The sequence below is a fragment of the Paenibacillus sp. FSL K6-1558 genome, assembly GCF_038002565.1.
Lineage (GTDB): Bacteria > Bacillota > Bacilli > Paenibacillales > Paenibacillaceae > Paenibacillus > Paenibacillus polysaccharolyticus.
Genome location: NZ_JBBOCV010000001.1, coordinates 49486 through 65292, shown reverse-complemented (window position 1 = coordinate 65292; position 15807 = coordinate 49486). Strand labels below are relative to the sequence as shown.

The following is a 15807-nucleotide window of genomic DNA, read 5'->3' as shown; positions in this document are numbered from 1 at the left end:
ACGTTAACCTTTTACAGCACCTACCATTACACCGCTGATGAAAAATCGCTGCAACCACGGGTATACGAGCAAGATTGGCAACGTCGAAAATATTACGCTGGCGGCTTTCAAGCTTTCCGGTAACACATGAACTGCACCAATACCTTCATTTTGCATCAGTTCGGTGATTTGGTTTTGCTGAATCATCTGATATAACTTCAATTGTAACGGATACAACTCCGGTTTGGTAATATACATTAACGCATCCTGGAATCCATTCCAGCGTCCTACAGCGTAAAACAGGCTGAGTGTTGCCATTACCGGAAGAGACAACGGCAAAATGATGCGAATTAACGTTCCAATCTGGGTACTGCCATCAATATCTGCAGCCTCTTCCAGACTCTCCGGAATGCCGCGGAAAAAGGTGATCAGAATAATCATATAAAACGGACTGATCAGGCCAGGAAGAATTAGTCCCCAAGTGCTGTCAAGCAAATGCAAATTTTTGATCAAAATATACTCCGGGATTATTCCCCCGCTAAAAAACATCGTCACAACAATGACCAGCATGAACCATTTGCGGCCTCTCAGACTGCTTTTGGCAAGGGGATATGCTGCCATAATCGTCATAAGCATACTAAGCACCGTACTCAGAACCGTCAGCCAGATCGTGTAGATCAGGGAACGAATCATGGAGCCATCACCGAACACCTTGCCATAGGCTTCCCAGGACAGCTCTTTGGGGAAAAAGGAAACCTCTCCCGAACCGATCGCCCGGTTCGAGCTAAGCGAGATCGCAATGATATGGATAAATGGTGCAAGGCACAGTACCATCGCAATGACAATCAGAATTACATTTACTGTGTTGAATATTCGATTCGCCGTGTTTTCCGACATCTCACTCACTCCTTACAGATCATAGATGGATACCGTGTTGCCGCAGAAGCATTCATTCCGTTACATAATGCTCTCATCTGTCAATTTTTTAGATGCGTAGTTTGCACCGAGGATGAAAATCAGTCCAACGACAGCCTGGAACAGTCCCACTGCGGTCGCCAGAGTTACCTGGCCGGATTGCAGACCCAGACGGTACACAAACGTACTAAGCACATCCGAATATTCGCGTACTGCCACATTTCCGATGATGAACGGCCTGTCAAAACTGATAGAAATCATGTTACCAACGTTAATGATTAGCAAGGTAACAATCGTCGTTTTGAGGCCTGGCAGGGAGATATGCCAAATTCTGCGCAAACGGCTGGCTCCGTCTACCTCGGCTGCTTCATAGAGTTCACGGTTAATGCCTGTAAGGGATGCCAGATACAAAATCGTTCCCCAGCCTGCGCTCTGCCACACGCCCACGGCGAGATACGTAAAGATCCAATAGTTTTTATCCGATAGAAATGGAAGCGGATCAAGCCCCATGCTCATTAACATGTTGTTAACGAATCCAGATTGTGTGCCAAACACCTGGAGTACGATACCACCAATGATAACCCAGGAAATAAAGTGCGGAATGTAAAGCAACGTCTGTGCCATCTTTTTGAACCAGGCGACTCGTAATTCAAAAAGCAGAATAGCCAGAATCAGCGGTGCTGGAAAGGAGACAAGCAAGTCGAGCAAGTTAAGCACAATAGTATTGCGCAAGGCGGTATAGAACCCCTGATTCTGAAACACTTCCTTAAACCCATCGAATCCAATCCACTCACTGCCACTGATCCCTTGGAAGAAGTTAAAATCCTTGAATGCGATCTGTACCCCATACATTGGACCGTATTTGAAAATGATGAAGTATAACATGGGCAACACAAGTAATGCGTACATTTGCCAGTTTCTGCGGAAATAAGTGCCTGTCTTCATAATGTTCCCTCCAAGTCGTGAAGGATGTCTCATGGAAGGCGATCCTTACATCGCCCCCATGAAAAGTCCTGTTTAATACGGCCAGACCTGTCTAACCTGCGCTATATGATGAATAATTACTTCATCGCTTTGTAAGCCTCCGTACGCTCATCAAGAACAGCTTGGCCTCCACTTGCCATATAATCACTCATCATACTGTTATACACAGCTTCAAAATCAGCCGGTTTGGAGATGGTTGTTTTCACAATAAACTCAGAGAATTTGTCTTTTAAGCCGTTACCATAACGAGATTCCGCTTCAATTGGTTTGGAGAAACGCACGGGTTGAATCGTATCCGTATTGGAGATGGCTACCGATTTACGCATGTCATCCCGATATTTGGGATCTACCTGAACGACATAAGCCTCTTCGTTTTTCTTTTCATCTCCGACATATTTTCCGTTTACAATGATGGCAATATCACCAGAGTTGTAGATCCGACCAGCAATTTCAGGAGAAGCATCTTCTTTAATCTGCGGTACTCCGTCCACCAGTTCATAGTTCTCGTCTTTCACGCCGTATTGTAGATCAAACAAATTGTTGCCAGAAGCCATCCAATCCAGATATTTCATAGCCGCTTCTGCATTCTGACTTGTTTTAGGAATCATGACATACATCGCATTGGGTGCATATGCCGGCTTGGCAAATTTGCCTTCCGAATTTTTGAATGCATCAATCGGTGTCATCACCGCATCAGGTTTATTCGTTTGCAGGTTTTTATACGTACCTGAGATGTAAATTTCTCCGGCATCTTCACTGTAGAAACCTACTTTCCCGTTGGATACATCTTCCCATAGTTTCTTCTTGTCTTTATCCAGCCCGAAGTCTGCACTTATTAATCCCTCGTTATACAACGTGTTCATATATTTAAGTGCATCTTTGAAGCCAGGGAGCAACGTTGGATAATCATTAGAGCCTAGCTGTTGAGTCAGTGTATATCTCTGTTCTTCAGTAAGAGGTTGAATGAAAGACCAGATCAATGGCTCATATTGCGCCGAAGCGATTGACATCCCCATGGGAATGAGTGCCGAGCCCACCTTGCCCGGATCTTTCTCCTTGATTGCTTTCAAGGCTGTGTGCAGTTCTTCAGCCGTTTGAGGCGTTGGCAGTCCAAGTGCATCCAGCCAGTCCTGGCGAACATAAGAAGCGTACTTTCCTAACACCAGACGTTTACCCGGAACTGCGAATTGTTGTCCATCATACTGACCGTATGCCAGCGTGTCATCACCCAAAAATGTTTTCAGATTGCTTCCCTCTTTGTTCAGCAGATCAGTCAACTCTGTCAAACCGCCTTGTGAGGCATAACGATTAAAGGTACCGGAATCATAAGTGAATACAACATCGGGCACTTCAGAACCACTTGCCATGAGCACGTTAAGCTTCTGCACTTCTTCTGAGCGGGGAACCGGAACAAATTGAACATCAATGTTGTTCGGGTCACCAAATTCCTTTTGAATGAAGCGTGTCAGATAACTATCGGAGATGGTGTAACCAGCCGGTGTATTTCCCCGGTCAAAAATTTCTACTTTCAACGTGGTTCTGTTCCCCGCACCCGCTTCCCCGGATGATGAAGATGATGATTCACTGCCTGACGAACACGCGGATAATAATAGAGTGAATGCTGTTACCGCTGCGAGAATCGAACTTGCCTTTCCTGCCTTGCGTCTTTGAAATAATTTCATTTGACCTTTCCCCTTTCGCACTCATTCTGTAATGATTCACATGATCGCCACTCCGTTATTGTTGTACAACTCGTTGCACCTGTGAATGTCATTAATTATTACATTGTTTTCTGAAAATCGACAATAAACAATTTTCAAAACAGGATAAAGCTGTTTTAATGTCAAATAACCTATCTTTATAAACAATTTTCCTGACAATAAACTATTTTCACACTAATTATGTTATATAAACTAACACAAATATAAGTTATTCTCACTCTTTTTCAGGTGGTAATTCCCTCTAATTCGACAATCAACGACAAATACTAATCCATTTTCCTGATCTGCGCGCAAATAAAAAAGACCGCCTTATCAGCGGTCATTTCTAAACAATCTATGATGATGCTACCCGGCTAATTTCTTGGAGCAAGATTAAAACGCACTTCTCCAAAAATCGTATCTACTGCGCTTCCTCCGAATTCATCCAGCACATACTCTTTACTCTTGTCGAGATGTTCCAGAATTAATACGTTCAGCTTCTGATCATCATGAATCCCGCCCAGCTTGAACTGTACAGGCAAGCTCAGATGCTCAGCTGTCTCAGTCATGATCTGAACAAGCTCTGACTCATGTCTGTTCCTACTGGTCATGTAGCTTCCCGCTGGAATGTCCAAAGAATATTGCAAACCGTCTACGCTAAAACCGAAGGTACTGTTATCCGTTGTAATGTTAACCTCGCTACCCAGTTCCACGGAGCCCCAAACTTGCTGTCCATACTGATGCATTTTGTCCCCTCCTTTTGATATATGTATATATAGTTTAGAACATATTGTTTATTTTCTACTGTGTTCTTACGTCATTTTTCGAGTAGCCTCAAAAAAACTCCCCTACGACGCAACAAAAAAATGTACGTTGCTCAAGTAGAGGAGTTTTCAAAAATAATGCTTCGCTTCATTGTTCTTCTTGTTTGCCATATTGCTTGCGATAATCCCCAGGAGTCACGCCAATCACACGTTTGAACACTCTTCCAAACGAGATCGCATTAGCATACCCCACTTGCTGGGCGATATCCTGAATAGCTGTATCCGTTGATGTTAGCATTCGGCATGCTTTTTCTACTCTCAATTTCACAAGAAAATCAACAAACTTCATACCGAATTCTTCTTTGAACAAATAACTCGCATATTTACCCGAGATTTGAAAACGGTCACTCAGGTGTTTCAGCGACAGATCCGGATCATCGAAATGCTCCTCAATGTATACGCGCAGCTCGTTTATCATCGCACGGTGACTTTTCGTTTCGTTAACGGCAACATAATTGCGATAGACCTCTTTGAGCCAATCCAGCAAAATCCCCCGAATGCCTTCGAGCGTATCGTGCTCCTGAATTTGCGAGCGAAGCCGCGCCAAAAGCAGCTCATCAAATTGGTGTTGCAAACGTTCAGATAACTCCCCGAACTCACGCGCCAACATCTGAATCAACGATTGCAAGAGCATACGAATATCTTTATCGTTCATTTGGTCTTCATTGAACGCAATAAACATCTGGTCAAGCTGTGCTCGCCAGCCATCCCCCGTAAGCCTGAACTCCCGAACGATGTCTGCGAGCATTTGCAAATATTTATACGAATGCAGTTCCATGTGGCCTGGCAGTTGTTCACTGAGTACAATCGCATTCTGACCAAGGGTGAGCCGGTGCTGCAGAGCTGTGTCTGCACTGCTATAGGATCGAGTGATTTCTTCCCAGCCATTAACCGTCTGCCCGATTCCGAACGTAAACCGAATCCGGAAATGCTCAGCAATCCACATATGCAACTGTTTAGCCAAATCCATCAGAAGTTCACGACTCAGTCTTTCTTTTTCATTGCAGGCTACCACAACGATTAAACGCCGATTGCCAAACCATTCTGCCCACGCACCAAAATTGCTCTCTTTCTGCACCAGTTCCTTGAACACATTCATCAGTGCCATTTTTAGCGTATTGGAAGGAGCGGGCAGGTCTGCCCCATTCATCTCCGCTACCAATACAGCGGCGCACTGCGGTTCAAGAAACCTTTCCTCAAGCGGTTGCAAGTGACGAAGACGCTGACGGAAAGAATCTATACGTTCACCCTCCATCAAATCCACAAGCAACTGCCTGCGATGAATCAGCAGATTCTCATGATGCTGTTTCTCGTAATCTACGGTTTGAGCAATGAGATGTTCCAGCGCCCGGTCGATCAGTGCAAGCTCGTTTTTGACAGAAGGTGCGGCATCCTCTTCATGCACACGGGGCTGTAACGCCTGAATGCGATTCATCATCAGCTGCATGGGTTTTACGTTTCTACGTGTAATATAGATCAGACCTGCGACCGCACCAGCAATGGTGAGAATACCAATTCCAATCCACACATAGGACACCAGCGATACCCATGAATATAACTGACCTGTCTGAATGCCACTCTCAAAGGTAAGTCCAAGCTTCTCAGCCTTGACCTGATTAAGGACATTCCCCTCTGCCGAGTCAATCTGATGAGCCGAATATACGAGATCCCCATAGTTATTCTTCACCTGTAGAAAAGAGAGATTCGCATCCGTCATATTGTCAATTTGCCTCTCCAAGGCATACATCCGTATGGTAATAACAAGCAGACCTTCACCACCCCAAGGCAGTGGTAGCCATTTATTCATGCTGATGACCTGTGAAGGGACATCAAATGAACGTTCTTTGTAGGATCTGGGCTGATTCCAACCCAGATTCAATTTATTTTTCAACGCCTGTTCGATATACGATTTATCCTCAAATTCCTCAAAACTTACCATTCCTCTAGGTGTAATAATGCTTGAATCCGACATTCGGTAGAGGTAAATCGACTGCACCATACCCTGTTGATCCACCATACGGTTCAGATCACTGGCTGCATCATAAATAAACTGACTGGACAATTGTCCTTTTTCGGCTTCCAAAAAACGACTGTACATTGTGTTCGTTACAATTTCATCCAGCAGTCTCATCTCGATATCGCCTAACGAACGCTCCAATGTGCTGACAATGTAATGTGTGGAGATCATATCCGCTTTTTTGGTTTCTTTTCGTGACAATTCGTTAACAACCAGGAAGGAGAGAAAGATCAGAATGGAAATCGTGAGCAGAAATAGGGGGAAATATGAATAAATCAACCTGGTGTGCCATGTCCGCTTCAGATTTACCTTCATAGGCCTCAGTTCCTTCCGTTTCTACTTTAAGTTTCTAACTCCATTTCTACTCTAACGGGTATGCCCTTCTCTGCTCTTTGGCCTGTCTGCTGACGATATACAGAATAATTGCCCCCATTGCCGCACTGATGGTACAAGCCAGATACATCATTGACGGACCGCCAGTATCCAACAAATAGCCGTTAAGCATATTTCCCACAATGCCTCCGAGTCCTGCAAACACCATGTTAAACAAGCTTTGACCTGTCGCCTGCATCTCACGTCCAGTAACAGACGCCACATATTCCACTGCCGCGATATAGAAAAATCCAAATGACAATCCGTGCAACACCTGAACACCAATCATCACTTCGGGACTTGGCCATAACCATTGAATTCCCCAGCGTAACATGTAGGCTCCCGCTGCCAGCAACATGGTTCGTTCATGTCCCCACCTGCGTAACACATAAGCGGCTACCAGCATAGAGGGTACATTGGTAATGGAAGCGATCAAAAGAGCTGTACCCGTCAAGGCAACCGAGCCACCAGCCATCTGAAATGAAATAACAAAAAAGGAGTTAAATGCTGTAAGGGTCTGATTCACCAGAAAACAACCCGTGAGAAAGAGAAGGAACGTGCGATTTCGAAGTAATCTTGCCAAACCTACGGAGAAAGTTACCGAGGACGAGGAGATGCTCGTCTGCTTGGGGAGTGTGCCCGCCAGTATTGCGCTCAAGATGTTGAAAAACAGAAAGGGCAACCATAACATATGAATGGAAAACTGGGAGAGATACATCCCTGCAGCGAATCCGCCAACCCCTGTCCCCAGGCTTCCGAACAGCCGAATCATACCGTAAGAGGTATTCGCCGCTCTTGCTGCCGTTACCGCGTAGGAGTCAGCTACAGGTATCTGTGTCACTTGAAATATAGTGCACAAAGTATAAATCAAAATTAATATAATGTACACCTGAATATTATAAAAATACGCTAACGCTGCTGGAACAAGCAGGCTGACCACCAATACAAGGCGTGTCTTTTTGAATTTATCCACCAAAATCCCCCAGACTGGCTGGAGAATGATGGATATTAATGTTCCGAAGGCCATGATGAATCCGGTATCCTTACTCGAAAAACCCTGAGCAACCAATATCGGATTGATGTAAGGGTTAAATATGCCTCCAGCAAGTCCCATAAACAGATATAAACCCTGCAATTTAATTAATACAGCTTTTGCTTCATTGAATTCGGCTTTTGTTTTTTTTGTAGTAGCCGTCATATGTCTATCGCTCATCCGGATCTCCATCCTTTGATTTCTGTAGTCTCTGTGTATGGTTTACTCCTATGACTAGCCGCTACATACGTTCAAGGTGACGTCTAATGGAAGCTAGCGCCCCGATTGCCCCTGCTTTATTGCCAAGCTCGGCAATAACCACTTGGACCGGGAGCACAACATAACGTTTGAGTCTGGCCTGAACTTCATTCAGATAATAGGCTGGATTGGATGCAGCTACTCCGCCGCCGAGTACGATAATCGACGGGTTCAGCAGCGCCGTAATATTTGCGAGTCCTCTTGCCATATAACGCATAGGCAGTTCCAGAATTTCAAGTGCAGCTACATCGCCTGACTCCGCCGCCTTGAACACATGTCTTGCTTCAATCTGTTGCACTTCGCCTCCGGCCAGACTCCAGATCAGGGATAGTTCACTTCCCTTACCCGAATTAAAATAATGCCTTGCCCGCTCCGTAATGCCGGTCCCCGACGTCACTTGTTCAAATACACCGAAGGCATCACCATCTGCTACATATTCGGAACTCAGTCCCTCATCACCTGTGATAAAATGTCCTATCTCACCGGCCGCACCGTGCTGCCCACTGTGCAATTCTCCATTGAACACGAGCGCAGCGCCAATGCCTGTACCTACGGTTACCATTACACTATGACGATGTCCTTTGGCTGCCCCCTGATCCACTTCTCCCATGGCCGCCATGTTCACATCGTTATCCAGAACGATCTTTCCGCTGTAGTATTTGGCGATAATCGGGCGAATATCTTCTTCGGGCCATTGAAATGCGGGAGCGTTCCGAAGCACAGCTTCATCTTGCAAAATAACACCTGGAAAACCTAGCCCCACACCCGCGAGCCGATCCCAATCACATCCAATGTCTGCACAGAATGTTTTTAATTCCGCGAATAACCACTGGAAAAATAGTTCCGGTTGCTCCGCGGATTGTGTTGGCAATCTGCGCTCATGCACTTCTCCACCGCATTTCTGATTGGATAACAACATCAGTATTTTGGTTCCTCCGATGTCAATACCGGCGACCCATGAGCCTTTCGCTTCGAACCCTTCAAGCTGTGCTTCTGTCATTACACTTCCTCCTTGGCAGATCTGTTCTTTATTATTCGTAGTACAACGGTTCAAAACTTATTTTCTTCGATTTCTACTCTTCAGTCGTCCCTTGTTTAAGCTTCATCAATGTATGTTGCAAAGCTACTTGCACAGCCCCTGTAACGACCGCTCGCTCTCCAAGATCCGAACATATCAGCTGTGGTTGCACCGGAAATTGTTCGGCAACAGCTTTCCTTAGCAGAGGTAACAATACATCACCATTCCCGCCAATGCCGCCTCCAAGCACGATTAATTCAGGGGCAAGCAACGTGCTAATCTGACGCAACGCCGAAGCGATCATCTGACTGTACTCCTTCATCATGCTTATAGCCCATCCCTCTCCGCTACGAGTCGCCGCAAAGATATCCTCAGGTTGCATGTCTGAACTTAAAAGGCCTTTTAAGTAATGTCGCTTCGCCAGTCTTATCAGCCCATCAGCCGACAACACATCTTCCAGACGGCGGCCATCCTGCATCCGCATCTCAGCTACTTCACCAGTTAGTCCCCCCAAGCCATGTAGTAAATGACCCTGAACCATAATCCCTGCACCCGTTCCCGCCCCAATGGAGAAAAATATGAACAAAGGCGAATTCATCGCAGCTCCCTTTCTATATTCCCCGAGCGCAGCGAGATTCACATCATTGTCCAGCATAATATCACATGGAAAAGCACGAGCTAAGGCATCACGGGAGAAGTCCTGCTCCATGCCTGCAAGCGGGTCAACAATCCGGCTAATCTTGCCTGAGACAGGCAAGACAACACCTGGAATTCCAAACCCAATGCAGCGAAGATCACTCCACTGAAGGCGGTTCTTCTGAAGCAGCTGATCCACATAGCTGTGTAACAAGCGAAGTACAGGCACCTCAGAGACAACAGATGTCTCATACCCACCCTCGACCTCGACCTTTCCAGAGGACTGTACGATTGCTGAGTTGAACTGCACGTACTGGTCTGGATCAATTGGCGGATAGGTATCATACGCAATGATTTGCCCATTCAGGTCAGACAGGGCAATTCGAATTCGTGTAGCCCCGATATCAATACCGCAGACATAATAAGCTGTTTCATTAAATTGAATTAACGTGGCCTTACGCCCTTGGGCATTGTCTGCCCGACCTGTCTCCTTCACCAGATTACGCTCAATCAGGTGCTCTACCGCTGATGATACTGTCGGTTTACTAAGTCCTGTTTGACGGCTGATATCCGCTCTCGACATGGAGCCTTGCGTAATCAAGGCATCCATAATCAAGTTTTCATTCAGATTACGGATATATTGCGGTGTGCCAGCCATTTTATCACCTCCGCTCCATAGTTAGTTAAGTTTCTTAACGAATTAAATTCAATATATCATCCTCATTGAAGTGTGTACAGCACATTTTCCGTAAATCCACAACGCAAAAAGGACCAAATGAGAATGGTTTCCCCACTTCGTCCTTATCCACGCTTGAACCTGTACAATATCATATATTATGACTTCGAAAGCTCGATAAAACCTTCCCCGAATACGTCGCGCACGTCATGAATGGTGATAAACGCAATCTCATCCTCTGCACGTACAATTTTCTTCAGCATTGGAACTTCTTGCTTGCTGATCACAATATACAAAATCTCTTTCGGATTCTTCGTATAATAACCGTGGCCGGACAGAACCGTAACCCCACGATCCATCTTCTCAATGACCTGCTTCGCGATCTGATCCTGCTTCGATGAGATAATCATAACTGCTTTTTTCGGATTCAATCCTTCAATAATAAATTCCATCATTTTCGTTCCAACGAACAGCAATACAATCGTACACATCAAACCCTGTGGCCCAATGATAAAGTAAGAAGAGAATGCCACGATCAGATCAAAGAAAAGCAATCCGTAGCTGATATTCCAATCCAGGTATTTGTTCGCAAGCCGTGCCAGAATGACCGTGCCTGCCGTTGTTCCTCCTACTTTGACAATTAAACCGATCCCGAGACCTGCAAATACTCCTGCAAAAATGGTATTAACCCACAGCTCATCTGATGCAATGCTCCAGCTTTCTGTCAGGTGCAGGAACAGCGAGTTAAAGATAACCGCAATAATCGTATACACTGTCGTGGTTCGATCCAAAAACTTATAACCTACGAGTAGTAATATACCGTTGAGAATCAGGTTCATCAGTCCGGGAGACCAGTGAAAGAGATAGTACAAAATGATCGTGATCCCTGTTACGCCCCCCTCTGCCAGATCATTGGGGATGACAAACAAGTTTACCGCCAGCGCAAACAGAAACGCACCAGCCATAATAAATAAAATATCCGTAATTCTTCTTTTCATTCAGCGCTCCATCCAATCCATCCAAAAATAATAGCTTATCTAAATCTTCTAAATTAATCGCCTTACCTTAACTAATACATCTAAAATAACTCTCTACCTAGATAATCTGTCATATACACTCCAGGATAGATTCTACCATGCTCTTCGCAAAATTTGTATACATAATACAAATTGTTGCGTCATTTGTGCAAAGGAAATGTGAAAACGTCATCTTTTCGCGCTCTGTATCATGTAAAACGGAAACTGACCATGACAAATGTCATGGTCGATACTTGATATTTGTCATTACAGCAGGCTGACGTTTGTGACTTACCGTCATGCACGCATTCTTTTACAATGATAAAAACGCTTCCCAAAAGAGCATTATCGGGAATCGGCAGGGTACAGACCGCTATGGTTTGTACGCATAAGGAGGAACATGTATGAGTAGAAGCAAAGAAATGGCGCTAAAAAAAGAAGTTACACCTTTTGAAAAAAATGATCTCAAACTTAGCATTCGTCAATTAATCAATACATTAGTCCCGCTCTTTGTATTATGGGCAGCTGCATATTACAGCTTATCGATCTCGTACTGGCTTACGTTCCCTATTGCATTAGTGGCATCGGGATTCGTGCTTCGAACGTTTATTATTTTTCATGACTGCTGTCACGGCTCATTCTTTAAAAGCAAGCGGGCTAACGATATTCTCGGCACCATCACGGGCGTATTAACCCTGACCCCCTACCAGCAATGGAAAGCAGAGCACTCGATCCACCATGCAACAAGCGGCAATCTGGATAAACGCGGTGTAGGTGACATCTGGGTTATGACCGTCGATGAATATAAGTCTGCAACACCTTGGATGCGTCTCTTCTATCGTGTGTATCGTAACCCGTTGATCATGTTTGGCATTGGACCGATCTATGTGTTTCTGTTTGCCTATCGTTTTAACCGCAAAGCGGCAAGACGCAAGGAAAGAATTAATACCCATTTAACAACAATTCTAATCATTGCTCTATATAGCTTTATGTGCTGGCTGATTGGATGGCAAGCTTTTGTTATGGTGCAAGCACCCGTATTTTTCTTCTCCGGTTTCTTCGGCATCTGGCTGTTCTATGTACAGCACCAGTTTGAAGAAACATATTTCGAACACGAAGATGAATGGAGTTATGTCAAAGCAGCAGTAGAGGGAAGCTCATATTACAAGCTGCCGAAGTTGCTACAATGGATCAGCGGAAATATTGGATTCCACCATGTGCATCACTTGAGCCCACGTGTGCCGAACTACTATCTGGAAGAAGCACATAACTCAACACCGCCTTTGCAGAAGGCCACAACGATCACACTACGTTCCAGTCTGGTTGCACTCCGCTTCCGTCTGTGGGATGAAGAACACAAACAATTCATCAGTTTCAGAGAGCTGAAACAAGCATCACGCAAAAAGTATATTCCGAATCCTATTCGGGTAACTAATCAAGCGGGTCTGACAGAGAAGCCTTAGGCTCTGTCGGATTCGTTTTCTTGTATTCGGACAGCAGTCATGCTACAGTCAGGCTAAAGTCCAGTAACACCTTTTTCAAGGAGGAGAATGATATTCAGAAGTGGTCGCAACTATTTTATAAAAATACAGGGTTGAATCCATATGTATGGCTTGTTTTTTTCATTCTGCCCTTCTACTACATCTCTCAATATTCGCAATTATGGACACTGGTGACCGGCATTATCATTATTCTTGTATTTTTCGTGTGTTATCTACTGGCCTTCATTACCAAGGGCTGGCAGGTCTACATGTGGATCGGACTACTGATTGCCATATCCATTACGATGACGATTGCATATGATTATGCTTATTTCTCATTATTTCTCGCTTTTTTTATTGGCAATATTAAAAATAAAGCTGGATTTTTCACCCTTTACTCGGTAAATCTCGGCGCAAGCTTCCTTACGGTCAATTATGGTTTTATCAATCAAAACTCAATGCTGCTCAGCCAGTTTCCATTTGTCTTTATCAGCCTGATGGCCTCTATTCTCCTACCGATTAGCACGTACAATAAAAACAAGCGAGAGCAACTAGAAGGCCAGCTGGAAAGTGCGAACAAACGGCTGGACGATCTGGTGAAAATGGAAGAGCGTCAACGGATTGCACGAGACTTACACGATACACTGGGGCAAAAGCTCTCGCTGATCGGTCTCAAAACCGATCTGGCCAAGCGCTTGCTTCGCAAAAATCCGGATCAAGCCATCATTGAACTGAATGAACTTAGACAGACAGCAAGCACAGCTTTGAAGGAAGTTCGCGAGATGGTTACCACGATGCGCGGAACGCAACTGGTGGATGAGATGTTCCGGGCGGAGCAGATTCTGAAAGCCGCTTCCATTGAATTTATTTTACAAGGCAACCCCAAGCTACAGGACACCTCTCAATTAAATGAAAATGTGCTCGGAATGTGTTTAAAGGAAGCGGTGACTAATGTAGTCAAACACAGTCAGGCTACGAGGTGTATTATTGGAATTGAAGAAACCCCTTCCCACAATGTCTTAACCGTAGACGATAATGGGATTGGCATGGAGCGCACGCGCAAGCAAGATCGACGCGGAACGGGCATTCTCGGCATGAAAGAACGACTGGAATTTGTGAACGGCTGCATGGACATTCGGTCAGGTACAGGAATCGAAGGTACATCGCTGATCATCCATGTGCCCAAGCTGGTACGCAAACCGATAAAGGAGGCAGAAGAATGATCAGAATCGTCATTGCTGAAGATCAGCGCATGATGCTAGGCGCATTATCTTCGCTACTTAATCTGGAGGAAGACATGGAGGTTGTTGGACAAGCTAGCAATGGCCAGGAAGCTCTTGCGCTCGTACAACAACATGCACCTGATATCTGTTTAATGGATATCGAAATGCCTGTTAAGAGTGGGTTAGAAGCTGCCGAGGAACTCAAAGGCATGAACTGCAAAGTCATTATTCTTACCACGTTTGCCAGAACCGGATATTTCGAACGTGCGCTTAAAGGCGGTGTTCGCGGCTATCTGCTTAAGGACAGCCCTATAGAAGAGCTCGCCGAAGCGATTCGTCAAGTTATGAATGGCAGACGCATCTTCGCTCCTGATCTGGTCGATGAAGCTTATGTAGAGGAAAATCCATTAACCGAACGTGAACACGCTGTGCTTGGCCTTATGGCTGACGGAAAAAACACAAAGGAAATTGCCGGACACTTGTTCATCACAACGGGCACTGTTCGGAATTACATCTCGATTATTCTTAACAAATTGAATGCAAGTAACCGCATTGAAGCGATCACCCGTTCCAAAGAAAAAGGGTGGTTTAAGTGAAGGAGCCGGTAATGGACGCAAACGATAAACGGTCCCCATTACCTTGCATCAGAAACGCAATAACCAAAAAGGCTCGGCTCAAGAAAGTTCCTCTTGTGCCAAGCTTTTTTTGGTTATTTGCCTTTGGTTTGACTGTTCGCGATCATCATTAAGATACGTCCATGCAATAAGCCATCATTTTACCGACACAACCATGCCAAGCGCATCCAGTGGAACTTGGTCTGTTTTCAACTGATGAATTCGTTTGCCGTCTTGCCATGAAATTGCAACACGCACGCTTTTTCCGCCACTAGCATATTGCACGTTCACAAATCCTTTGTCTTTGGGGGCAGGAAGCGTATGTGACTCCAGATACTCAACCATTTTCTTCGCAATCCCTGGGTTGTTAATCTGATCCTCAGACACAGATCGAATCTGTAATGTCCACCGGCCCTCTTGCCATGTCAGATACTGACTCCCTGCGGCACCTTCCACCATACCTTTAATTCCGTGTCCCAGATCCACACTCATATCCTTCGGTATGTTTTGCACATCCGTTTCAGGGAATAAGTCCGTTTGATCGGAATTCTCATAGGTTTTCACTTCATAACTGGCTAACCAAGGCGTTTTACTGTTTGACTTCGTAAATGAGGGATCATTTAAAGTTGTTGGTTTGTCTCCTGTATAGAAGTTTACATGTGAAGCATCTATCGTATTTGTTGTAATGGCTGCGCCCAAATACTGACCCTTAGCTAATGGGAAGGTTGTCGGAAGTGACACATCCTGATTCTTCAACTCATTACGAACAGCCTTTACCACTTCGTCAACATCGGATAACTCTGAATGAGTTGTACTTTCATTCGTGCTTGAATTGGCTGTGCTGTCTTTGCCCGTTGAAGCAGAAGAATCATCGGAAGAAGCGGAGTTCCCGCTGCCAGACTGCGTTTGCTCACTACCGGTTGTTGTAGATGGTTGCCCACTTGTTGATGGCTGATTGGAGTCTGGCCCTCCGCATCCAGCCAGCGCGAGCACAACGGCTGTCGTCACCGGAATGGTCATCCATATCGATTGTTTTTTCATGATGTATACCTCCTAATGAT

At 45.1% G+C, this 15807-nt stretch carries 13 protein-coding genes; 3 read left to right on the top strand and 10 right to left on the bottom strand.

From position 1 onward, the window contains the following. Positions 1-3: 3 nt before the first annotated feature. From MHI38_RS00250 to MHI38_RS00210, 9 genes are all read right to left on the bottom strand, one after another. Positions 4-876 carry a carbohydrate ABC transporter permease gene (locus tag MHI38_RS00250; protein WP_341180783.1) on the bottom strand — a complete coding sequence of 291 codons (873 nt, stop codon included), beginning with the start codon at positions 874-876 and terminating at the stop codon, positions 4-6. Between the two features lie 60 nt (positions 877-936). Further along, positions 937-1839, bottom strand: coding sequence for an ABC transporter permease (locus MHI38_RS00245; protein WP_341180782.1), 903 nt, complete (start codon positions 1837-1839; stop codon positions 937-939). Positions 1840-1955: 116 nt separating this feature from the next. Beyond that, positions 1956-3560: an extracellular solute-binding protein gene (locus MHI38_RS00240; protein WP_341180781.1), complete on the bottom strand. Its 1605-nt coding sequence runs from the start codon at positions 3558-3560 to the stop codon at positions 1956-1958. A 392-nt stretch (positions 3561-3952) separates the two neighbouring features. Then, complete coding sequence (locus MHI38_RS00235; protein WP_154886162.1) at positions 3953-4324, bottom strand: hypothetical protein; 372 nt, start codon at positions 4322-4324, stop codon at positions 3953-3955. A gap of 166 nt (positions 4325-4490) precedes the next feature. After that, entirely contained in the window at positions 4491-6734 is a 2244-nt protein-coding gene (locus MHI38_RS00230; RefSeq protein WP_154886163.1) for a helix-turn-helix domain-containing protein, read from the bottom strand. 46 nt (positions 6735-6780) lie between these two features. Next, on the bottom strand, positions 6781-8004 hold the full coding sequence (locus MHI38_RS00225; protein WP_244159311.1) for an MFS transporter: 1224 nt from the start codon (positions 8002-8004) through the stop codon (positions 6781-6783). 61 nt (positions 8005-8065) lie between these two features. Then, positions 8066-9082, bottom strand: coding sequence for an ROK family protein (locus tag MHI38_RS00220; RefSeq protein ID WP_341180780.1), 1017 nt, complete (start codon positions 9080-9082; stop codon positions 8066-8068). Between the two features lie 73 nt (positions 9083-9155). Continuing rightward, positions 9156-10394, bottom strand: coding sequence for an ROK family transcriptional regulator (locus MHI38_RS00215; protein ID WP_341180779.1), 1239 nt, complete (start codon positions 10392-10394; stop codon positions 9156-9158). A 176-nt stretch (positions 10395-10570) separates the two neighbouring features. After that, positions 10571-11410 (bottom strand): YitT family protein, encoded by an 840-nt coding sequence (locus tag MHI38_RS00210; protein ID WP_341180778.1) that lies wholly within the window; start codon positions 11408-11410, stop codon positions 10571-10573. Positions 11411-11832: 422 nt separating this feature from the next. Here MHI38_RS00210 and MHI38_RS00205 point away from each other — a divergent pair, with 422 nt between their 5' ends. The 3 genes from MHI38_RS00205 (at position 11833) to MHI38_RS00195 (ending at position 14728) form a co-directional block, all read left to right on the top strand. After that, entirely contained in the window at positions 11833-12891 is a 1059-nt protein-coding gene (locus tag MHI38_RS00205) for a fatty acid desaturase (RefSeq protein ID WP_154958766.1), read from the top strand. 92 nt (positions 12892-12983) lie between these two features. Then, complete coding sequence (locus MHI38_RS00200) at positions 12984-14132, top strand: sensor histidine kinase (RefSeq protein WP_090921108.1); 1149 nt, start codon at positions 12984-12986, stop codon at positions 14130-14132. Then, entirely contained in the window at positions 14129-14728 is a 600-nt protein-coding gene (locus tag MHI38_RS00195; RefSeq protein ID WP_154984201.1) for a response regulator transcription factor, read from the top strand. The genes MHI38_RS00200 and MHI38_RS00195 overlap by 4 nt, the downstream gene beginning before the upstream one ends. Positions 14729-14902: 174 nt before the next feature. On the opposite strand, the gene MHI38_RS00190 is transcribed toward MHI38_RS00195, so the two are convergent. Beyond that, on the bottom strand, positions 14903-15787 hold the full coding sequence (locus MHI38_RS00190) for a hypothetical protein (RefSeq protein ID WP_341180777.1): 885 nt from the start codon (positions 15785-15787) through the stop codon (positions 14903-14905). Positions 15788-15807 lie beyond the last annotated feature (20 nt).